The organism is Cryobacterium zhongshanensis (genome assembly GCF_022760445.1).
Taxonomy (GTDB): Bacteria; Actinomycetota; Actinomycetes; order Actinomycetales; family Microbacteriaceae; genus Cryobacterium; species Cryobacterium algoricola.
The window spans coordinates 1440275-1459703 of sequence record NZ_JALGAR010000001.1; the positions used below are offsets into that span (position 1 = coordinate 1440275).

A 19429-nucleotide genomic window follows, 5' to 3' on the forward strand; every position below is an offset into this window, starting at 1 on the left:
ACCGAGCGGATGCCGCGGGTGGGGCGGGTGCCTGGGCAGTCCGACTAGAGGCGGTGCAGGAAGTCCATCTTGAGCTGGGCGACCGTCGCGGCCACGAGGTAGCAGCCGATCGTGATGACGACGATCCACGAGGACGCGCCGACGGCGAAGCGCCGAACCCCGGCCGGAACCGGGATCGTGCCCGTCCGGAGGTTGTACAGGGTCACGGCCAGGAACATCGGGATCGTGACGACCCAGGTGACCATGCACCACGGGCACAGCACGTCGAGGACGAAGAAGCTCTGGCCCATCAGCCAGATCACGAAGACGAGCGCGAGCGCCACACCGACGTTGAGTCCGATCCAGAACCAGCGGGCGAACCGGGCGCCGGCGAGGATCGCGGCGCCGATCGTGATGACGACCGTCCACGCGATGAGTCCGATCAGCGGGTTCGGGAAACCGAAGAGCGCACCCTGCCAGGAGCCGAGGTTAGTGCTGCAGCCGACGAGCACGCTGAAGTTGCAGGAGAGCTGCGCCTGCGGATCTTCGAGGATGGCGATCTTGTCGAGGGTGAGCGCGAAGGCCGCGGCAAGGGCGATCGCACCCCCGATGATCATGAAGACGGCGAGCCCGGTGGGGCGCTTGATTTGCTCGGTCTGATGCACCTCAGGATTATGTCATGCGCCTCGCACTCGATCCTGAACAATACATGCGATAATCAACGAGGATGCTCGAGCCGCGCTCGAGCACAGCCAGAGAAGGCTTAATGGGCCGTAACAGCCCAGATTCATTGGTCCCACGACCAAAGGTATTAGCAGCCAGAGCCAAGAGCCGGTTGCGAACGAAAAGGATTCCCGAGGTGAACGCGCAAGCGTTTTTCTCGCACGAGAGAGTAGCCGGATGGGTGGCGCGGTCGCCCAAAACGGTCAAGGAGCGCACCAGCAATGGTGGAAGACAACGAAAACACCAAAAAACGCAAAGGTCTGTTCGGATCCCGCCGTCGGCGTGTAGCCGCTGCGGCGATCGCGCCCGCGGAAGCAACGGCCCCGGCGCCCAGCGCCGCGACCGAAACCGTGGAGGCACCGACAGCACCATTCCTCGAGGGGGAGCCCGCACCCTGGGCCTCCACCGCGACGACCCCAGCCGAACAGGACACCACCGTGGACCAGCCGACTCCGCCAGACGAACCCGCACAGCCGGTTCGCAGGCCCTCGACCTCTCTTCTCTTCCAGGCGCCGAACATCGTGCCGCTCCCGGCCCGCGCCGGGGCCAGGCGCGACGATTCACACCCCTACGACGATCGTCAGGACGGCAACCGCTCAGACGGAGACCGTCAGGACAACCGCTCGGGTAACCGCCAGGACGGCAACCGGTCGGACTCCAACCGCCAGGACAACGGCACGGACAATCGTCACGACCGCAACCGGTCGGACAACCGCTCCGAGCGAGACGAGTACCCCGACGAGACCTCGACGGTCCGCCGCCGTGCCCGCCGCCGCCCGGGCGACGAGAACCGTTCCGGTGCGGACGACCCGGCCAACACCGTCGTCAGGGTCCGCGTTCCGCGCGAACCCGAGCTCATCACCGAGCCGCAGCGCATCAAGGGCTCGACCCGTCTCGAGGCCAAGAAGCAGCGCCGCCGCGACGGCCGCGATGCCGGCCGCCGCCGTCCCGTCATCACGGAGGCCGAGTTCCTCGCCCGCCGTGAATCGGTCGATCGCGTCATGGTCGTGCGCGCCAAGCACAACAAGATCCAGATCGGCGTCCTCGAGGACGGCGTGCTCGTCGAGCACTACGTCGCCAAGAACCAGGACGCATCCCTGATCGGGAATGTGTATCTCGGCCGGGTACAGAATGTGCTCCCGAGCATGGAAGCCGCCTTCGTCGACATCGGACGCGGCCGCAACGCCGTTCTGTACTCCGGTGAGGTCGACTGGGAGGCCGCCGCGGAACACGCCGCCAACAGCAACCAGGCCCGTCGCATCGAGCTCGCGCTCAAGCCCGGTGACAAGGTGCTCGTCCAGGTCACCAAGGACCCGATCGGCCACAAGGGCGCCCGGCTCACCAGCCAGGTCTCGCTGCCCGGCCGGTACCTCGTCTACGTGCCGAACGGATCGATGAACGGCATCAGCCGCAAGCTCCCGGACACCGAGCGCGCCCGTCTGAAGAAGATCCTCAAAGAGGTCCTGCCGGACAACACCGGCGTGATCGTGCGCACCGCCGCAGAAGGCGCCACCGACGAACAGCTGACGCTCGACGTCAACCGCCTTACCGAGCAGTGGGCGTCCATCTCACAGCTCGTCGACACCGTCCAGGCCCCTGCGCTGCTGCACGGCGAGCCCGATCTGCTGATCAAGATCGTGCGCGACGTCTTCAACGAGGACTTCCAGAAGATGGTCATCTCCGGGGACGAAGCCCGCGAGACGATCCAGACCTACCTCGGCCAGGTCGCCCCCGACCTCGTCGACCGGGTCGAGCGCTACGAGGGCGAGAACGACGCCTTCGACGAATACCGCATCTCCGAGCAGATCGAAAAGGCCCTCGACCGCAAGGTGTGGCTGCCCTCCGGCGGCTCCCTCGTGATCGACCGCACCGAGGCCATGACCGTCGTCGACGTCAACACGGGCAAGTTCGTCGGATCCGGCGGCAACCTCGAGGAAACCGTCACGAAGAACAACCTCGAGGCCGCAGAGGAGATCGTGCGCCAGCTCCGGCTGCGCGACATCGGTGGCATCATCGTCGTCGACTTCATCGACATGGTGCTCGAGACCAACCGCGACCTCGTGCTCCGCCGCCTGCTCGAATGCCTGAGCCGCGACCGCACCAAGCACCAGGTCGCCGAGGTCACCTCGCTCGGTCTCGTGCAGATGACCCGCAAGAAGCTCGGACTCGGACTCCTCGAGTCCTTCAGCGAGAACTGCGAGGCCTGTGCGGGCCGCGGAGTCGTCATTCACCACGATCCCGTCACCAAGCACCGCCAGACGGCGCAGCCGCCCCAGGAGCGCCGCCCGCGCAGCAAGTCGGGCAACTCCGGCAACGACAACGGCAACGGTGGCAACGGTAACGGTGGCAACAACGGCCACCGCGGCGGGAATTCCGGCGGCAACGGCTCCCAGGCATCCGCGTCCGAGCAGGCGAAGGCCACATCGGGCACGCACGGGATCACCGAGGACGCCAAGCACGCCCTCGCCCTGATCGCGGCGAGGACCATCCCACGCGCGCTGACCGGGTCCATCCCGATCATCCACGTGCCGGATGCCCCCGCGTCGGTGCCCGTGTCCGCTGTGGTGGACGCGAACGAGGCATCCGCCCCGGTCTCGCCCGTCGCCGAGGCTCCCGTCGCTCCCCTGGAGACGCCGAGCGTCACCCAGGCAGTCGCCGCTGACCCGACCGAGGCCAACACCGGTTCCGTCGAGATCCTCGACATCCCGGTGCGGAAGTCGTCCCGCACCCGCCGCACCGTGAGCAAGCAGGTCACCGACCAGCTGCTCGACTCGGTGCTCGAGTCGCTCCCCGAGCCCAAGCAGCCCGGGCAGGGTCGCTCGCGCAGCCGTCGGGTCACGACCGCCGGAGGTTCGACCTCGAACGCGCAGCCCATCGTGCTGCCGGCACGGGAGACGCAGAACTAGTCCAGCGCATTCCGGTGCACCCCGGATGAACGGCGGTCGACTTCGGTCGGCCGCCGTTTTGTGTACCTGCGGCACCAGCGACACGCCGCAGGACCGCCGGAGTTCAGCGCCCGGAGCGCTCGCGTCCCGAAACGCGGAGCCCGCTCGCGCGTAAGCGCAGCACGAGCTCCCTGTTGCCCACCGGACGTGCCCCAGCAGCCACGAGGGCCTCGTAGCGGTGCTCGGGCACGTCGTAGTGGTCCAGGTCGAAACCGCGCCGGGAAATGCCATTCGCAGCGGCGAAATCATGCAATTCTTCCAGCGACACGTCGCTGACGAGGTGCGACCAGACCGTATCGTGCGCGGGCCATGTAGGCTGATCTATCAACACGGTCATCCCAAGATTGTATGTTCTCCGCGGCCTTGTGCCGGGAGAGCCGACGATCCCCGGTCGATCCCAGCCCCAGTTTGACCGGGGCCGGTTGATCAGCTAAACTCGACTGTTGGTGTGCGTTGGGCCTGAGCCCGCGCTGACACCTAAGGTTTTCTGACAGAGACGGGCCGACTTGGCCCGTTTACGCAGTAACTTTCCATCATAGGAATCGGGGCCTCACGGCTCCCCAGAGATAGGTACGTAACGTGGTTTACGCAGTTGTGCGCGCCGGTGGGCGGCAGGAGAAGGTAGAGGTCGGGACCATCGTAACGATGGACCGAATCAAGGCTGACAAGGACGGCAACGTCGAGCTGGCCGCAGTGCTCCTCGTCGATGGCGACAAGATCACCTCTGACTCGAAGTCTTTGGCCAAAGTCACCGTGACCGCCGAGGTCCTCAACGACCTCCGCGGCCCGAAGATCGTCATCCAGAAGTTCAAGAACAAGACCGGTTACAAGAAGCGTCAGGGGCACCGTCAGGAGCTCACTCGCGTTCAGGTCACCGGCATCGCCTAGGCCCGAGGAGCAGAACAAATGGCACACAAAAAAGGTGCGAGTTCCACTCGCAACGGTCGCGACTCCAACGCCCAGCGCCTCGGCGTGAAGCGCTTCGGTGGTCAGGTTGTCGGAGCGGGCGAGATCATCGTCCGCCAGCGCGGCACCCACTTCCACCCCGGCGTGAACGTCGGCCGCGGTGGCGACGACACGCTGTTCGCCCTCGAGGCTGGCTCGGTCGAGTTCGGCGCGAAGGGTGGCCGCAAGGTCGTCAACATCGTGGTGGCTGCCGCGTAGGCATCCACAATCTGTAAGCGTGAGGGCGGGCTTCGGCTCGCCCTCTGCTTGTTTTACGCCACCTGAAAGGGGCACCCCCATGGCCACATTCGTTGACCAGGTCACGCTGCACCTGCGCGCGGGCAACGGCGGCAACGGCTGTGTGTCCGTCAAGCGGGAGAAGTTCAAGCCTCTCGCCGGCCCCGACGGCGGCAACGGCGGAAACGGTGGCGACATCGTGCTCGTCGCCGATCCCCAGGTGACCACGCTTCTCGGCTACCACCGGTCCCCGCACCGCAGCTCCGTCAACGGCGGCCCCGGCATGGGCGACCACCGCGCCGGCTTCAGCAGCGAAATCATGGAACTTTCCGTGCCTCTCGGCACCGTCGTCAAGGACGTCGACGGCAATGAGCTCGCCGACATGACCGAACCGGGTTTCCGGATCGTCGTCGCCCCCGGCGGCCAGGGCGGGCTCGGCAACGCCGCCCTCGCCTCCTCGAAGCGCAAGGCCCCCGGCTTCGCGCTCCTCGGAACCTACGGCTGGGAAGGCGACGTCCAGCTCGAACTCAAGACCGTTGCGGATGTCGCCTTCGTCGGCTATCCGTCGGCCGGCAAGTCCAGCCTGATCGCGGCCATGTCCGCCGCCAGGCCCAAGATCGCCGACTACCCCTTCACGACCCTGTTCCCGAACCTCGGTGTCGTCGACGCCGGCGAGGTGCGCTACACGGTCGCCGACGTTCCCGGCCTGATCGAGGGCGCGAGCGAGGGCAAGGGCCTCGGCCTCGAATTCCTGCGCCACGTCGAACGCTGCACCGCCCTGCTGCACATCCTCGACTGCGCGACCCTCGACCCGGACCGCGACCCGATCAGCGACCTCGACGTGATCCTCGGAGAACTCGCCGCCTATCCGGTTCCGGAGGGTCAGAAGCCCCTCCTCGAGCGTCCGCAGCTGGTCGCGCTCAACAAGATCGACGTGCCGGAGGCCCGCGAACTCGCGGACTTCGTCAAGGCAGACCTCGAAGGCCGCGGCTACCGCGTCTTCGAGATCTCCACCGTCAGCCACGAAGGCCTCCGCCAGCTGAACTACGCCCTCGCCGAACTCGTCGAAGCGGGACGCGTCGAGGCCGCAGCGGCCCTCGCGGCCAAGCCGCGCATCATCATCCGCCCCAAGGCCGTCGACGACAGCGGTTTCGTCGTCAAGGTCGAGGGCGGCTCGTTCGGCAACATCTACCGCATCATCGGCACCAAGCCGGAGCGCTGGGTGCAGCAGACCGACTTCACCAACGACGAGGCCGTCGGGTTCCTCGCCGACCGCCTGGCCAAGCTCGGCATCGAGAACGAACTCTTCAAGGCCGGAGCCGTCGCGGGCTCGACCGTGATCATCGGTGCCGGCAACGGCGTCGTCTTCGACTGGGAGCCCACGCTCACGTCGACGGCGGAACTCATCACGGCACCTCGCGGTACCGACACCCGACTTGACGACTCGAAGCGCCGCACCAGTAGCGAGCGGCGCGAAGAGTACTTCGGCCGGATGGACGCCAAGGCGGCCGCCCGCGCCGAGCTCATCCGCGAGCGCGACGCCGGAATGTGGACCTCCGGTGAGGTCGAGTACAACGGCGAGAGCGCCCCTGCCGGCTCGGAAGGCACCGAGGACGAGTCCGAGTGAGCGTGCTCGGGCGGGGTGACATCAAGACGGCGGCACGCATCGTCGTGAAGGTCGGGTCCTCCTCGATCAGCGGCGCGAACGTGTCGCAGATCTCCCCGCTCGTCGACGCCCTCGCCGAGGCACACGCCCGAGGCGCCGAAATCGTCCTGGTGTCCTCCGGCGCGATCGCAACCGGGATGCCGTACCTCAACCTCGAAGAACGCCCCACCGACCTCGCAACCCAGCAGGCCGCGGCCTCCGTCGGCCAGAACCTGCTGATCTTCCGCTACCAGGACAGCCTCCGTCGCTACTCGATCATCGCCGGACAGGTTCTGCTCACCGCGGGCGACCTCGAGAATCCGTCGCACCGGTCCAACGCGCGCCGCGCGATGAACCGGCTGCTCGGGCTGCGGATCCTCCCGATCGTGAACGAGAACGACACCGTCGCGACCCATGAGATCCGTTTCGGCGACAACGACCGGCTCGCGGCCCTTGTCGCGACACTCATCAGCGCCGACCTGCTCGTGCTGCTGAGCGACGTCGACGCCCTCTACACCCGTCCGCCGCATCTCCCCGGGGCAGAACGCATTCCGCACATCGCAGCGGGGGACCGGCTTCCCGGCGTGGAATTCGGAGCGAGCGCCTCCGGTGTCGGCACGGGCGGCGCGGGCACCAAGGTGTCAGCGGCCCGGATCGCCGCTGAAGCGGGAACGGCCGTCCTGGTCACCTCGACCGGGCTCGTCGCCCAGGCCCTGCGCGGCGACTACGTCGGCACCTGGTTCGAACCGACGCCGCGGCAGTAGTCCGTCCGGTCCCTGCCCTGCGGAGGCGTGGAACGTGCCGTAAACTACCGGCATGTTGCAGTCACCCGTCGACTCCCTCCGGCTCACCCTGACCCTCGATTCGGCGCGGCGCGCCTCGATCGTCCTCGCGTCCACACCGACGCTGCAGAAGAACAGGGCACTCACCGCGATCGCGGATTCCCTGCGCCGCAACACGGCCGACATCCTGGCGGCGAACCGTGACGACCTCACGGCCGGTGCCGCGAACGGACTCAGCGCGGGTCTCCTCGACCGCCTCACCCTCGACGATGCCCGCGTGGCCGCCCTCGCCGACGCCGTGCTCCAGATCGCACTCCTGACCGACCCCGTCGGCGAGGTCGTCCGCGGCAGCAGCCTGCCGAACGGCGTGAAGATCAGCCAGGTGCGGGTGCCCTTCGGCGTCGTGGGCGTCATCTACGAGGCCCGGCCGAACGTGACCGTCGACATCGCCGCCCTGGCGCTCAAGAGCGGCAACGCCGTCGTCCTCCGCGGCGGGTCCGCCGCCGAGAACACCAACCGCGTCCTGGTCGCCCTCCTCCAGACGGCCATCGAATCCGTCGGCCTGCCGGGGGACATCGTGCAGACCATCGATCCCTTCGGCCGCGAGGGCGCGACCGAACTCATGCAGGCCCGCGGCCAGGTCGACGTGCTCATCCCGCGCGGAAGCGCCGGCCTGATCAATGCCGTCGTCACCCAGTCCACGGTCCCCGTCATCGAGACCGGTGCCGGTGTCGTGCACATCTTCCTCGACGAGAGCGCCAACCGGGACTGGGCCGTCGAGATCGTGCACAACTCGAAGGTGCAGCGCCCGAGCGTCTGCAACGCCGTCGAGACCCTGCTCGTGCACGAGGGCGCCGCGGATCGCGTCCTGCCCGCCGTCCTCGCCCGTCTCGCCGCCTCCGGCGTCACCATCCACGGAGACAGCCGCGTCCAGGCGCTCTTCCCGGACGCCGTCCCCGCCGGCGAATTCGACTGGGAGACGGAATACATGAGCCTCGATCTCGCGGTCGCGGTCGTTGCCGGACTCGACGAAGCGCTCGCGCACATCCGCCGGTATTCGACGGGCCACACCGAGTCGATCATCACCAACGACATCGTCAACTCCGAACGGTTCCTGAACGAGGTCGATTCCGCCGCGGTCATGGTCAACGCGTCCACCCGGTTCACCGACGGCGGCGAATTCGGCTTCGGCGCGGAGGTGGGCATCTCCACGCAGAAGCTGCACGCGCGGGGCCCGATGGGTCTCCCCGAACTCACGAGCACGAAGTGGATCGTGCGCGGCACCGGGCAGGTGCGGGCCTAGCCCGAACGGCCCCACTAGAATGGTGCGGTACTGCACGTCTCGCGTGCCGTCCCGCAGAAATGGAGTGTTTATGCCGACGTTCGTCTATGGCCTGATTGCCCTGGTCACCTTCGGCGCCCTCGGCGCGGTCGTCTGGTCCTACCGCGATGTCGCCAACCGCCACGCCGAGAAGGCGCGCGCATACGCCGCAGCCCACGGCCGCGTCGACGAGCACTAGGGACACCGTCTCTGTGACTGCGCGCCGCCCCCGCATCGGCGTCATGGGCGGTACGTTCGATCCCATCCACCACGGCCACCTCGTCGCCGCGAGTGAGGTGGCGCAGAGCTTCCACCTCGACGAGGTCGTCTTCGTACCCACCGGGCAGCCGTGGCAGAAGAGCGACGTGACCGAGACCGAACACCGCTACCTGATGACCGTCATCGCGACGGCGTCGAACCCCCGCTTCACCGTGAGCCGCGTCGACATCGACAGGGTCGGCCCGACGTACACGATCGACACCCTGCGCGACCTGCACGCGCAACGCCCGGACGCCGAACTCTTCTTCATCACCGGTGCCGACGCCATCCGCCAGATCCTGAGCTGGAAAGACGTTCAGGAGCTGTGGGATCTCGCCCATTTCGTCGCTGTGAGTCGCCCGGGACATGAGCTCACCATTTCGGGATTGCCGAACCAGGACGTAAGCTTGCTGGAAGTTCCGGCATTGTCGATATCGTCCACCGACTGCCGTGCACGCGTGAACCGGGGTTTCCCGGTCTGGTATCTGGTTCCCGACGGGGTCGTCCAGTACATCTCAAAGCATCATCTGTATCGGAGTGTGGCATGACGTTGGGTACCAACCCACCGCCACTGACGCGTCGTCAAGCGCGCGAGTTGGCAAACGGGCACCAGCCCGACGCGCCTTCCGCTGCGCAGAAACATTCCCCGCACCACACGCAGCCGGTGGCCCAGGCAGCGGATGCCTCGACGAGTGCCTCCGAGCCCCTTCTGGTCCTGCCAACGACCGGCGAGCCCGTCGCAGAGTCCGGGCCCGTCATCCTCGGTGAGCTCGTCCCTGAGACCGAGACCGAGACCGAGACCGAAACTGAAGCCACGTCTCCGGCCGCGCCGGAGGCGACACCGGTCCTCATCTCGGTTCCTGCTGAGGCCCCCGCCGACGAACCGGTCCGCGAGCGCACCCTGACCCGGCGCGAACTCCGTGCCCTGCAGGCCGCCGCAGCGCCTCCCGCCGAGGATTCCCTGCTCGCGGCCGTCGCGACGCTCACCGCCTCTCGCCCTCTCTCGGACACCGCCGTGCCCGCCGACGTACCGGACGGCATCCGCCCGCAGACCCGCCCCGTCGAACCCCAGCCCATCGCCTTCATGGTCGACGTCGCACCGAGCCCCCTCGGCGAGACCCGGCCCGGAGCCCTGCACCCTCCGGTCGGTCACTGGTCGCTCGACCGCGGCGAGGAGAACGACCTGCTGCCCGGGTTCGAGACCCTCGCACCGTTCGACCAGCTGATGAACCAGGGCGTGAGCGCCGGCGGCATCCCGACCACGACGAACGCCCTGATCCTGCCCTCGATCCCGCACCAGGGCAACACCTCTGGACCGCTCACGAGCACCGGCGAGATCATGATCACGGGCTCGATCGACCTGCCGCGCAGCCTCGGCGAGACCGGCGTGCACCCCAACGTCTACGACTCCTCCGAGATGGACCGCATGCTCGACCAGCTCGACGAGGGTGGTCACCGCAGCGGAATCGCTCCCGTGAGCGCCAGTCGCGCCGTCAGCACCCATGCGTCGACCCGTGGCGTCATGGCCCCGCCGAAACAGCGCGGGCTCACGCTTCCCACCGTTCTCACCGTGACCGTCGGCGTCCTCGCCGTCGGCGTGCTGGCCCTGTTCGCGGTCGGCTACTTCCTCCACATCTTCTAATGCCATTTCACTCGCTTTCACTAACACAGGGATTCATTCGATGACCGCTTCTGCCCACGCTCTCGAGCTCCTCAAGCTGGCCGCCGCCGCCGCAGACTCGAAAGCGGGGGAGGACCTCGTCGCGATCGACGTTTCCAGCCCTCTCCCGCTGACCGACATCTTCCTCATCGTCACCGGCCGATCCGAGCGCAACGTCGTCGCCATCGCCGGCGAGATCGAGGACCAGCTCACCGCAGCCGGCCACAAGCCGTTGCGCCGCGAAGGCCGCGCCGAGGGCCGCTGGGTGCTCGTCGACTTCGGCGACCTCGTCGTGCACGTCTTCCACGAGGAAGAGCGCGTGTACTATTCCCTCGAGCGGCTCTGGAAAGACTGCCCGGTCATCCCGATCGAACTGCCCGTCCACAAGGTCCAGGACTGAGTGGTCACAACAGGCTTCCGCGTGTAGTAGCCTAGAGAAGTTGTTTCGGGGGAAAACCTGAAACACAATCTGGGTCCGTGGCGCAGCTGGTAGCGCACCTGCATGGCATGCAGGGGGTCAGGGGTTCGAATCCCCTCGGATCCACCAATACAGGAAAAGCCCCGACTTCGGTCGGGGCTTTTCCTGTTTCCGGCCGGTCGTCGGTCCCGCTCGGGTGTCAGCCGGCGGCGTCGATCGGGGCGAACCGGGCAACGGTCTGGCCGTCGATGCTGACGGATTCCAGGAACATCGCCAGGGGGCGCACCCACAGCCCGCGTTCGCCGTAGAGCGCCGTGTACACGACGAGTTCTTCCTCGGTCTCAGAATGCCGGGCGACGCCGATCACGTCATAGAGATTGCCCTTGTAGTGGCGGTATCGCCCCGGTGTGATGCCTGTCATCTTTTCTCCGCTTTCCGCACCCAGTATCCGGCATTTCCAGGAGCGGTGGTATTGTTCCCGGAATCTGTGTCGTGACATAGTGTGTTGTAACACCTTATCCGTCGCGACGAATCGAGCTCCCATCACTCCCGTGAAACGCGTTTCCGTGATCAGCACCGGTTCCGTCCGGATCCGACCCCAGCACGAGAAGTCCAACGGGCTCCCGACGATCTGGTGGTTGCTGACGTCCTGGAGGTGGACACCGCCTCGGCCCATCAACGTCTACGTGATCGAGCACGAGCGGGGTCTCGTCGTCTTCGACACCGGACAAGACCGGCGGTCGGTGACCGATCCCGATTATTTCCCGCTCGGTGTGACAGGGTTCCTCTACCGACGGCTCGCGCGTTTCGTGATCCGCGAGCAGGAGACGCTCACGGAGGGCCTGCGCGCACAGGGCTATCGCGCGAGCGACGTGACCCTGGTGGTGCTCTCGCACCTGCACCAGGACCATATCGGCGGACTCGCCGAACTGTCGGATGCCGAGATCGTCGTGAGCGCGGCAGAGTGGGCAACGCTGTCGCATCCGTTCGCCCCCGTCAACGGACTGCTTCGCGAGCACATTGAGCTGCCGGGACTGCGGTGGAACAGGGTAACGCTCGAGGCGACAGCGGATGCCGCACTCCTGCCGTTCCGGAACGCTCGCGACCTGTTCGGCGACGGCAGCCTCGTGCTCGTGCCGACGTCGGGGCACACGCCGGGTTCCCTCTCGCTTCTGGTCCGCCAGGCCGGACACCCGCCGATCCTGCTCGTGGGAGACCTGACGTATGACGTGCGGAACCTCGAGAAGCTCGCGGTGCCCGGGATCGGCCGGCACGCCGCATTGGTGCGTTCCTCCCGCGATGTGAACGATTTCGTCGAACGATGGCCCGGAACCGTGGTTCTCGCCGCGCACGACCCGGCCGCCGCGGGTCTGCTCGAGTCTGCCTGGGCGAGCGTGATCGAGCCGTGAGGCAGGCAGAGCTGATCCGCTACGCGATTCTCGCGGCGCAGCGCGACGGCAATCTCTGGTTCGCGCGCGAGCTTCGCGCACGCGCCCTGACGCCGTCCCAGGCCGAGGTGCTGCGTGTGATCGGCGACGACCCGAACGGAGTGGGCCTCGTGGATCTCGGCCGCCTTCTGGTGTGCGAGAGCGGCACCAATCCCAGCAGGCTCGTCGATCGACTCGTCGCGGCGGGGCTGGTGCAGCGGCTGCACTCCCCGGCCGATCGTCGCCGACTCGTGCTCACCCTGACGAGCGCGGGGGAGGAGGCCGAACGTTTCGTTCGCGGGGTCGAACTCCGGATGTACGCGCAGATCGACGCGGCCTGCGGGGGTGCAGACGGGCGTTCGCTCGCAGCGGTCCTGCTGGCGCTCAGTGCCGGTCAGCCGGCGGGGAGCGCGCTCGAGCGACGTCTGGCGAAAGACCGAGGATGAGTCCCTCGCCCTCGAACCGGGCGAGAAGGTAAGCCTTGCCTAACTTCGGCTAAGCTGAGGGTGAGCGCTCCGCAGTCGGCGGGGAAGCCGGACGCCGAGGAGAACCTGCAGTGCGACTGTCCCGCCGGGTCGATGGATCGCCTGCGGCCGCGGCACCCCGGGTGCCGGGTCCGTGCAGCCTGGAGGAACTCCCGATCGGGGTTCCTGCCCGCATCGTCGACGTGGGGGACCGCGGAACGGCCCCGTACTCCGGCCGCCTCGGCGACCTGGGCTTCGTGGTGGGTGCCACGATCGAACTCCTCCGTCGCGCGCCGCTGGGCGACCCTGCCGTGTACCGGGTGCGCGGCTACGACATCTGCCTCCGCGTGGCCCAGGCCCGCGGCATCCGTGTGACGACCATGCTGTGACGGACGCATTGAGCGGGGCGGACTGCCACGGCGGTCCGGCCGGAGGCACCGTGGTCGCCGGCGCTCCACGCACGGCGCTCGTCGGCAGCCCGAACGCTGGCAAGACCAGCATCTTCAACGCGCTCACGGGACTCCGTGCGAAGACCGGTAACTATCCCGGCGTGACCGTCGGCCGGTCCGTCGGCGTCTTCCGCTCGGCCGGCCAGGACTTCGTCGTCGAGGACCTCCCCGGCACGTACGGGCTCGAGCCGGTGAGCCCCGACGAGCAGATCGTCACCGACCTGCTTCAGGGCCGGCTCACCGGGGTCGAATCACCCGACGCCCTGGTCGTCGTGATCGACGCGACGACGCTCTGGCGGTCGCTGCGGCTCGTGTCCCAGGTGCTGCGCCTGCACCGGCCGGTGTGCGTCGCCGTGACCCTCACCGACGAGCTCATCACCCGCGGCGGCCGCCTCGACATCCCCGGGCTCGAACGGGCCCTCGGTGTGCCCGTCGTCCGGGTGATCGGCAACCGGCGCGTGGGCATCCCCGAACTCCGGACGAAGATCGCCGGCTGGCGGGGCTGGTCCCGGCCCGCGCTCGATCCACCGACGGCCCCTGACGAGCTCGAGGCCTGGACCGAATCGATCCTTCTGGCGAGCGAGTACCGTCCGGCGCAGCCGGACAAGACCACCCAGCGGATCGACGCGTTGCTCCTGCACCCGGTGTGGGGCACCGCGATCTTCATCGCGGTCATGATTGCCTTCTTCCAGATCATCTTCTCCTTCGCGGCCCCGCTGCAGGGACTCGTGGAGACCTTCTTCGGCTGGCTCGCCGACCTGGTCGACGTCTTCGTGCCGGTACCGTGGCTCGCGGGCCTGCTCGGTGACGCGATCATCGGCGGGGTGGGCGCCGTCGTCGTCTTCATCCCGCAGATCATGCTGATGTTCCTGCTGATCTCCCTGCTCGAGGGCGTCGGCTACATGTGCAGGGCCGCGTTCCTGATGGATCGGATCATGTCGAGGGCCGGGCTCGAGGGCCGGGCGTTCGTGGCGCTGATGAGTTCCTTCGCGTGCGCGGTCCCCGGGATCATGGCGACCCGTACGCTGCCCTCCGCCAAGGACCGCATCGCCACGATGATGGGCGCGCCCCTGATGACGTGCTCGGCACGGCTGCCGGTCTACATCCTCCTGATCGGGATGCTCGTGAGCCCGGAGTCCCGCATCGGCCCGCTGCAGACCCAGGGCGTCATCATGTTCTGCCTGTACTTCCTCGGGGCCGTTTCGGCCATGCTCGCCGCCTGGATCGTGAAGACCGTGCAGGACAGGAACGGCCTCCTGATGCCGTTCTACATGGAGATGCCGCCGTACCGGGTCCCGACCCTGCGTTCCATCTGCCTCACCATGTGGGATTCCTCCCGGGCGTTCCTCCGCAAGTGCGGAACGATCGTGATGCTGACGACGATAGTGCTGTGGATTCTCCTGAACTTCCCGCTGCACTCGGCCGACGAGCTGACGGCATCCGGCGTCGATGTGACCGACGAGGGCGCGGTCACCTCCTTCGTGATGGACCACAGCGCGGCGGCCTCGATCGGACGTGCCGTCGAGCCGGTCTTCGCGCCGCTCGGCTTCGACTGGCGCGTCAACATCGGCGTCGTCGCCTCCCTCTCGGCGCGAGAGACGTTCGTGGCCACGCTCGGCCAGATCGCGGCAGCGGACGACCCGGACAACCCCTCAGCTGCCCTCGCCGCCATGACATACACGGACGGCGCCCATGCGGGGCAACGGGTCTTCACCGCCCCGACGATCGCCGCGCTCCTGCTGTTCTTCGTGTACGCGCTGCAGTGCATGTCCACGGTGAGCGTGATGAAACGGGAAACCGGCACCTGGAAGTGGCCGGCCATCGCCTTCGGATACATGTTCGTGCTGGCCTGGGGCTCGGCGTGGGTCGTCCACGGCGTCGTCGCACTCGCGACCGGGACGGCCTGACATGATCCCGCTGCACCCGGAAGCCGTTGACTCGCGCCCCGAGGCGCTCCGCTGGGTGATGCCGGCCGGTACGCTCGCGTTCACCGGCGAGGTTCGGTCGGCACCGGGTGAGCTCGGTCGCCTGGTCGAGACCGGGGTGCTCACCGCACTCACTGTCGAGGTCGCGGCCGTCACGACGTGCCTCTCCGCGACCGGCAGCTGGGCGTCCCAGGGAGCCTTCGTGAGAAGCGCCCTGCACGCCGCCCTCGCAAATCCCGCGGGCTGGGTTCCCGTCCTTCCAACAACGCCCGGCACGCGTGACGCCGACCTCGCCGCATGCGCCCTGACCGTGCTCGCGGGGCGGGTCGGCGACTTCATCCGCTCCCACGGCGGCGTGGTCGAGCTCGTCTCGGCGCATGACGACGTCGTCACGGTGCGCCTCACCGGTTCCTGTAGCGGATGCCCCGCCGTCGGGTTCACCCTGCACGCGCGCGTCGAGCGCGCCCTGCGTGACCTGCACCCGGGCTTGCGCGCACTCGTCGCGGTCTAAGCAGGCATTCTCCGCAGGCTCTGCCGTGTTATTTCGGTGCAGTACCGGCACATAGGTCATTCCCGTTGCGGCATGCGTCGCCGCCCGGCCGGTCCCTGCCCGGATCGGCCCTGTTGCGATCCGCCGCACCGGACCATGATGGTGAACGAATCTGCAGTCGAGGAGGTGGGGGCATGGTCCTGTTCAGTGATCGGGTGGATGCCGGCCGGCAGCTGGCCGAGCGGCTCGAGTACCTGCGGGGTGCCGACACGATCGTTCTCGGACTGCCGAGGGGAGGGGTGCCCGTCGCCGCAGAGGTCGCCAGGGTACTCGGCGCACCGCTCGACGTGATCCTGGTGCGCAAGCTCGGGGTCCCGTTCCAGCCCGAGCTCGCGATGGGAGCGATCGGAGAGGGCGGCGTCCGGGAACTCAACCCGGACATCCTTTCGATGGCCAGCATCAGCGACGAGGAACTCGCGACCGTCGAACGTCGCGAACGGGCCATTCTCGACGCCCGCGTGGCCGAACTGCGCGCGGGCAGGGAACGGATCGACGTGCGCGGTCGCACCGTCGTCATCGTCGACGACGGCATCGCGACGGGTGCGACGGCGCGTGCGGCCGGAGACGTCGCCCGGCTGCACGGAGCGAACCGGGTGATCCTGGCCGTGCCGGTGGCCTCGGCGGAAGCGCTCGTCGACCTCACCGGCTTCGACGAACTCGTCTGCGTCCATGTCCCGCGGCGGCTCGTGGCCGTCGGCAACCACTTCATCGACTTCGCGGCCACGACCGACGACGAAGTGACCGCCCTGCTGGATGCCGCGGCACGGCGGATCCGTACCGGTCGCCACGCCGGTGGGTCGGGCCTGGACCGGGACGTCGAGATCCCGGTCGGCAGCGTCGTCCTCGAGGGACACCTGTACCTCCCGGAGAATGCCCCCGCGGTCGTCGTGTTCGCCCACGGAAGCGGCAGCAGCCGGCACAGCCCCCGCAACCAGTTCGTCGCCGACGTGCTGCATCGCGCGGGCCTCGGCACCCTCCTCCTCGACCTGCTCACGCCCGGGGAGGAATCGGACCGGGCCAACGTCTTCGACGTCGGGCTCCTCGCCGGGAGACTGGCGGCGGCCACCGAGTGGCTCCTCGAACGGCCGGACACCCGGTCATGCCGGATCGGCTATTTCGGGGCGAGCACCGGTGCGGGTGCGGCGCTCTGGGCCGCGGCCGACGCCGACGACCGCCTCGCGGCCATCGTGAGTCGCGGCGGCCGCCCCGACCTCGCCGGAGACCGGCTACCGGAGGTCACGGCCCCGACGCTCCTGATCGTCGGCGGTGCCGACCCGGGAGTGCTCGACCTCAATCGCCGGGCCAGGACCCGGATGCGGTGCCGCAACCGGCTCGCCGTCATCGAGGGTGCGACCCACCTCTTCGAGGAACCCGGCGCGCTGGCCACGGCGGCGAACCTCGCGAGTGACTGGTTCGTTTCCTACCTGCTTCCCGGGCCCGACTCCGGCGAGGCCGGTGAGTCGGCCGGGCTGGTCGGCGTCGCCGAGGGAGACGACGCGACCGAACTGCGTGCCCAACCGGAGTCGGACGTACAGCACTGACCTGGTACTCACCCGCCGCTGATCCGCCGCTGACCCGTCCCCCTGATCCCGTCGCCCGGACTTCTCCCTCCGGGCGTTCCGGGAGCAGCGATAATGGTGCTGTGCCGAATCCCCGTGACCCCCGCGCCGATCCGGCGGCGCAACGACCGGAACGGTGCCCCTGCCTGAGCGGAGAACGCTACTCCGAGTGCTGCGGCCCGTTGCACGCCGGCGTGACCCCCGCACCGACGGCCGAGCGCCTGATGCGATCGCGGTACTCCGCCTTCGTCCTCGGCGACGTCGACTACCTGCTCGACACCTGGCATCCGAGTACCCGCCCGGGGCAGTTCGAACTCGACGACACCCTCCGCTGGACCCGCCTCGACATCGAACGTGTCGAAAGCGGTGGCCCCTTCGATTCGGCCGGCCTGGTCGAATTCACCGCATACTGCCGCCAGGGCGGGGTGCGGAGCGCCCAGCACGAGGTGAGCCGCTTCACCCGCGTCGCCCATCGCTGGTACTACCTTGACGCAGAGGGTTGACCGGAGCCCGTCCCCGGCCAGGCCGGGCCAGGACGGGACGGATCACGCGTCGCGCGGCGGGAGCTCCTGGAGGGTCCAGGCGTTTCCGTCCGGGTCTGTGAAGGTGACGAAGCGACCCCAGGGCTGCTCATCGACGGGGGTGGCGTCGACGCCGTGGTCGTGCAGGTGCCGCCAGGCTTCGTCGGCGTCCGGCACCACGACCTGCACGCCGCGCTGGGAACCTGGCGTCATCTCGGTGATCCCGGTCCCGAACGCGATCGAGCACGCCGAACCGGGCGGAGTCAGCTGCACGAAACGAAGTTCGTCGCTGACCTGGGAATCGAAATCGGCGTGGAAGCCGACCTGATCGACGTAGAACGCCTTCGCCCTGTCGACATCGGTCACGGGGATGAAGATGAGCTCGATCTTCCAGTCCATGGGTTCTCCTCCTGGCAGACGACGGATGCTGACACGATAATGCACTCTGGGCGGAATACCAGCGCGAGTCCGGGGGTTCGGATAATGGATACATTTGCATGGAAACGACAGAGGAGCATGGCATGGCACAGGAGATTCAACTCGGACTCGACACCTTCGGAGACGTGACCTGGGACGCCGACGGCGCACCCCTGCACCATGCACAGGTACTTCGGAACGTCGTCGCGGAAGGCGTCCTCGCCGAGCAGGTCGGACTCGACTTCTTCGGCATCGGGGAGCACCACCGCACGGACTTCGCCGTGTCGGCGCCCGAGGTCGTGCTCGCGGCGATCGCAGGGCAGACCACGCGCATCCGGCTCGGTTCTGCCGTGACGGTGTTGAGCTCCGATGACCCGGTCCGGGTGTTCGAGCGCTTCGCGACCCTGGACGGCCTGTCGAACGGCCGCGCGGAGGTCATCCTCGGCCGCGGTTCCTTCACCGAATCCTTTCCGCTCTTCGGTCTCGACCTCGGCGACTACGAACAGCTCTTCGAGGAGAAACTCAACCTCTTCTCCGAGCTGCTCAAGGAAGAACCGGTGACCTGGGCGGGGGCGACCCGTGCGGGACTCACCGACCAGAGCGTGTACCCGCCGACAGAGTCCGGGTCCATTCGCACCTGGATCGGGGTCGGTGGCAGCCCGCAGTCCGTCGTCCGCGCCGCCCACTACGGCCTCCCGCTCATGCTCGCCATCATCGGCGGCTCGCCCCTCGCCTTCGCGCCCCTCGTCGAGCTCTACCACCGCGCCCTCGGCGAATTCAAGCGCCCGACCCAGCCCATCGGCGAGCACTCCCCGGGGTACGTCGCCGAGACGGATGCACAGGCTCGCGAGGAGATGTGGCCGCACTATGCCGCCATGCAGGAGCGCATCGGGCGGGAACGCGGCTGGGGTCCCGTGAGCCGCGAGCAGTTCGAGCACGATGCCGGGCCGGACGGCGCCCTGTTCGTCGGATCACCGGAAACCGTCGCCGCGAAGATCGTCGCAACGGCACAGGGTCTCGGCCTCTCCCGATTCGACCTGAAGTACAGCATCGGCACCCTGAGTCACGAGCGACTCATGACGAGCATCGAGCTGTACGGCACCCGGGTCGCTCCGCTGGTGCGGGACGCGCTGGGCTGATCTTCCAGCTAGGGACGATCGTGACGCTGTAGCGTACAAGTGGTGCCGCCCGCCCGTTCGGAGGA

At 68.0% G+C, this 19429-nt stretch carries 22 protein-coding genes and 1 tRNA gene; 19 read left to right on the forward strand and 4 right to left on the reverse strand.

All coding sequences use genetic code 11. The features are described 5' to 3' along the window. Positions 1-44 precede the first annotated feature (44 nt). Entirely contained in the window at positions 45-644 is a 600-nt protein-coding gene (locus MQH31_RS06490; protein ID WP_241975963.1) for a vitamin K epoxide reductase family protein, read from the reverse strand. A 279-nt stretch (positions 645-923) separates the two neighbouring features. Here MQH31_RS06490 and MQH31_RS06495 point away from each other — a divergent pair, with 279 nt between their 5' ends. Then, a complete protein-coding gene (locus tag MQH31_RS06495) occupies positions 924-3608 on the forward strand; it encodes an Rne/Rng family ribonuclease (protein ID WP_243011366.1) in 2685 nt (894 codons plus the stop codon). 103 nt (positions 3609-3711) lie between these two features. Here the strand turns inward: MQH31_RS06495 and MQH31_RS06500 are convergent, their stop codons facing one another. Further along, positions 3712-3984 (reverse strand): DUF4031 domain-containing protein, encoded by a 273-nt coding sequence (locus MQH31_RS06500; protein ID WP_243011367.1) that lies wholly within the window; start codon positions 3982-3984, stop codon positions 3712-3714. Positions 3985-4226: 242 nt separating this feature from the next. On the opposite strand from MQH31_RS06500, the gene rplU reads away from it, so the two are divergent. From rplU to MQH31_RS06550, 10 genes are all read left to right on the forward strand, one after another. Beyond that, on the forward strand, positions 4227-4535 hold the full coding sequence (gene rplU, locus MQH31_RS06505; protein WP_134447928.1) for a 50S ribosomal protein L21: 309 nt from the start codon (positions 4227-4229) through the stop codon (positions 4533-4535). 18 nt (positions 4536-4553) lie between these two features. Beyond that, on the forward strand, positions 4554-4811 hold the full coding sequence (gene rpmA / locus MQH31_RS06510; protein ID WP_066595878.1) for a 50S ribosomal protein L27: 258 nt from the start codon (positions 4554-4556) through the stop codon (positions 4809-4811). A gap of 79 nt (positions 4812-4890) precedes the next feature. Next, positions 4891-6456 carry a GTPase ObgE gene (gene obgE, locus MQH31_RS06515; protein WP_134532123.1) on the forward strand — a complete coding sequence of 522 codons (1566 nt, stop codon included), beginning with the start codon at positions 4891-4893 and terminating at the stop codon, positions 6454-6456. Then, positions 6453-7238, forward strand: a complete 786-nt coding sequence (proB, locus tag MQH31_RS06520; protein ID WP_243011368.1) for a glutamate 5-kinase — start codon at positions 6453-6455, stop codon at positions 7236-7238. Before obgE ends, proB begins: the two co-directional genes overlap by 4 nt. A gap of 52 nt (positions 7239-7290) precedes the next feature. After that, on the forward strand, positions 7291-8559 hold the full coding sequence (locus MQH31_RS06525) for a glutamate-5-semialdehyde dehydrogenase (protein WP_243011369.1): 1269 nt from the start codon (positions 7291-7293) through the stop codon (positions 8557-8559). Between the two features lie 70 nt (positions 8560-8629). Continuing rightward, complete coding sequence (locus MQH31_RS06530) at positions 8630-8776, forward strand: hypothetical protein (protein WP_241975962.1); 147 nt, start codon at positions 8630-8632, stop codon at positions 8774-8776. Between the two features lie 13 nt (positions 8777-8789). Further along, positions 8790-9383 (forward strand): nicotinate-nucleotide adenylyltransferase, encoded by a 594-nt coding sequence (gene nadD / locus MQH31_RS06535; protein WP_255454315.1) that lies wholly within the window; start codon positions 8790-8792, stop codon positions 9381-9383. 116 nt (positions 9384-9499) lie between these two features. After that, positions 9500-10477 carry a hypothetical protein gene (locus MQH31_RS06540; protein ID WP_243011370.1) on the forward strand — a complete coding sequence of 326 codons (978 nt, stop codon included), beginning with the start codon at positions 9500-9502 and terminating at the stop codon, positions 10475-10477. Between the two features lie 40 nt (positions 10478-10517). Beyond that, positions 10518-10895, forward strand: coding sequence for a ribosome silencing factor (rsfS, locus tag MQH31_RS06545; protein WP_134447942.1), 378 nt, complete (start codon positions 10518-10520; stop codon positions 10893-10895). A gap of 71 nt (positions 10896-10966) precedes the next feature. Continuing rightward, positions 10967-11042 (forward strand) — tRNA-Ala (locus MQH31_RS06550). A gap of 70 nt (positions 11043-11112) precedes the next feature. Here MQH31_RS06550 and MQH31_RS06555 read toward each other — a convergent pair. After that, on the reverse strand, positions 11113-11334 hold the full coding sequence (locus MQH31_RS06555) for a DUF1653 domain-containing protein (RefSeq protein ID WP_134532111.1): 222 nt from the start codon (positions 11332-11334) through the stop codon (positions 11113-11115). Between the two features lie 130 nt (positions 11335-11464). Here MQH31_RS06555 and MQH31_RS06560 point away from each other — a divergent pair, with 130 nt between their 5' ends. From MQH31_RS06560 to MQH31_RS06590, 7 genes are all read left to right on the forward strand, one after another. Next, positions 11465-12322: an N-acyl homoserine lactonase family protein gene (locus tag MQH31_RS06560; RefSeq protein WP_243011371.1), complete on the forward strand. Its 858-nt coding sequence runs from the start codon at positions 11465-11467 to the stop codon at positions 12320-12322. After that, entirely contained in the window at positions 12319-12786 is a 468-nt protein-coding gene (locus MQH31_RS06565) for a MarR family winged helix-turn-helix transcriptional regulator (protein WP_243011372.1), read from the forward strand. The genes MQH31_RS06560 and MQH31_RS06565 overlap by 4 nt, the downstream gene beginning before the upstream one ends. A gap of 110 nt (positions 12787-12896) precedes the next feature. Then, positions 12897-13193 carry a FeoA family protein gene (locus MQH31_RS06570; protein ID WP_243011373.1) on the forward strand — a complete coding sequence of 99 codons (297 nt, stop codon included), beginning with the start codon at positions 12897-12899 and terminating at the stop codon, positions 13191-13193. Continuing rightward, complete coding sequence (gene feoB, locus MQH31_RS06575; protein ID WP_243011374.1) at positions 13190-15160, forward strand: ferrous iron transporter B; 1971 nt, start codon at positions 13190-13192, stop codon at positions 15158-15160. The genes MQH31_RS06570 and feoB overlap by 4 nt, the downstream gene beginning before the upstream one ends. Position 15161: 1 nt before the next feature. Continuing rightward, the gene (locus tag MQH31_RS06580; protein ID WP_243011375.1) at positions 15162-15689 is read left to right on the forward strand and encodes a NifU family protein; all 528 of its coding nucleotides are present in this window, start codon (positions 15162-15164) and stop codon (positions 15687-15689) included. 173 nt (positions 15690-15862) lie between these two features. After that, entirely contained in the window at positions 15863-17269 is a 1407-nt protein-coding gene (locus MQH31_RS06585; RefSeq protein ID WP_243011376.1) for a phosphoribosyltransferase family protein, read from the forward strand. A 101-nt stretch (positions 17270-17370) separates the two neighbouring features. Next, positions 17371-17790 carry a YchJ family protein gene (locus tag MQH31_RS06590; protein ID WP_243011377.1) on the forward strand — a complete coding sequence of 140 codons (420 nt, stop codon included), beginning with the start codon at positions 17371-17373 and terminating at the stop codon, positions 17788-17790. Between the two features lie 42 nt (positions 17791-17832). Here MQH31_RS06590 and MQH31_RS06595 read toward each other — a convergent pair whose 3' ends face one another. Beyond that, entirely contained in the window at positions 17833-18207 is a 375-nt protein-coding gene (locus tag MQH31_RS06595) for a glyoxalase superfamily protein (protein ID WP_243011378.1), read from the reverse strand. Between the two features lie 122 nt (positions 18208-18329). Between MQH31_RS06595 and MQH31_RS06600 the strand changes: the two genes are divergently transcribed. Then, positions 18330-19364 (forward strand): LLM class flavin-dependent oxidoreductase, encoded by a 1035-nt coding sequence (locus MQH31_RS06600; protein ID WP_243011379.1) that lies wholly within the window; start codon positions 18330-18332, stop codon positions 19362-19364. Positions 19365-19429 lie beyond the last annotated feature (65 nt).

Coding starts and splice junctions, on each gene's coding strand:
- rpmA (WP_066595878.1), top strand. CDS start 4,554: ATGGCACACAAAAAAGGTGCGAGTTCCACTCGCAACGGTCGCGACTCC.
- MQH31_RS06555 (WP_134532111.1), bottom strand. CDS start 11,334: ATGACAGGCATCACACCGGGGCGATACCGCCACTACAAGGGCAATCTC.
- MQH31_RS06585 (WP_243011376.1), top strand. CDS start 15,863: ATGGTCCTGTTCAGTGATCGGGTGGATGCCGGCCGGCAGCTGGCCGAG.
- MQH31_RS06500 (WP_243011367.1), bottom strand. CDS start 3,984: ATGACCGTGTTGATAGATCAGCCTACATGGCCCGCGCACGATACGGTC.
- rsfS (WP_134447942.1), top strand. CDS start 10,518: ATGACCGCTTCTGCCCACGCTCTCGAGCTCCTCAAGCTGGCCGCCGCC.
- MQH31_RS06580 (WP_243011375.1), top strand. CDS start 15,162: ATGATCCCGCTGCACCCGGAAGCCGTTGACTCGCGCCCCGAGGCGCTC.
- MQH31_RS06600 (WP_243011379.1), top strand. CDS start 18,330: ATGGCACAGGAGATTCAACTCGGACTCGACACCTTCGGAGACGTGACC.
- obgE (WP_134532123.1), top strand. CDS start 4,891: ATGGCCACATTCGTTGACCAGGTCACGCTGCACCTGCGCGCGGGCAAC.
- MQH31_RS06530 (WP_241975962.1), top strand. CDS start 8,630: ATGCCGACGTTCGTCTATGGCCTGATTGCCCTGGTCACCTTCGGCGCC.
- MQH31_RS06525 (WP_243011369.1), top strand. CDS start 7,291: ATGTTGCAGTCACCCGTCGACTCCCTCCGGCTCACCCTGACCCTCGAT.
- MQH31_RS06495 (WP_243011366.1), top strand. CDS start 924: ATGGTGGAAGACAACGAAAACACCAAAAAACGCAAAGGTCTGTTCGGA.
- MQH31_RS06595 (WP_243011378.1), bottom strand. CDS start 18,207: ATGGACTGGAAGATCGAGCTCATCTTCATCCCCGTGACCGATGTCGAC.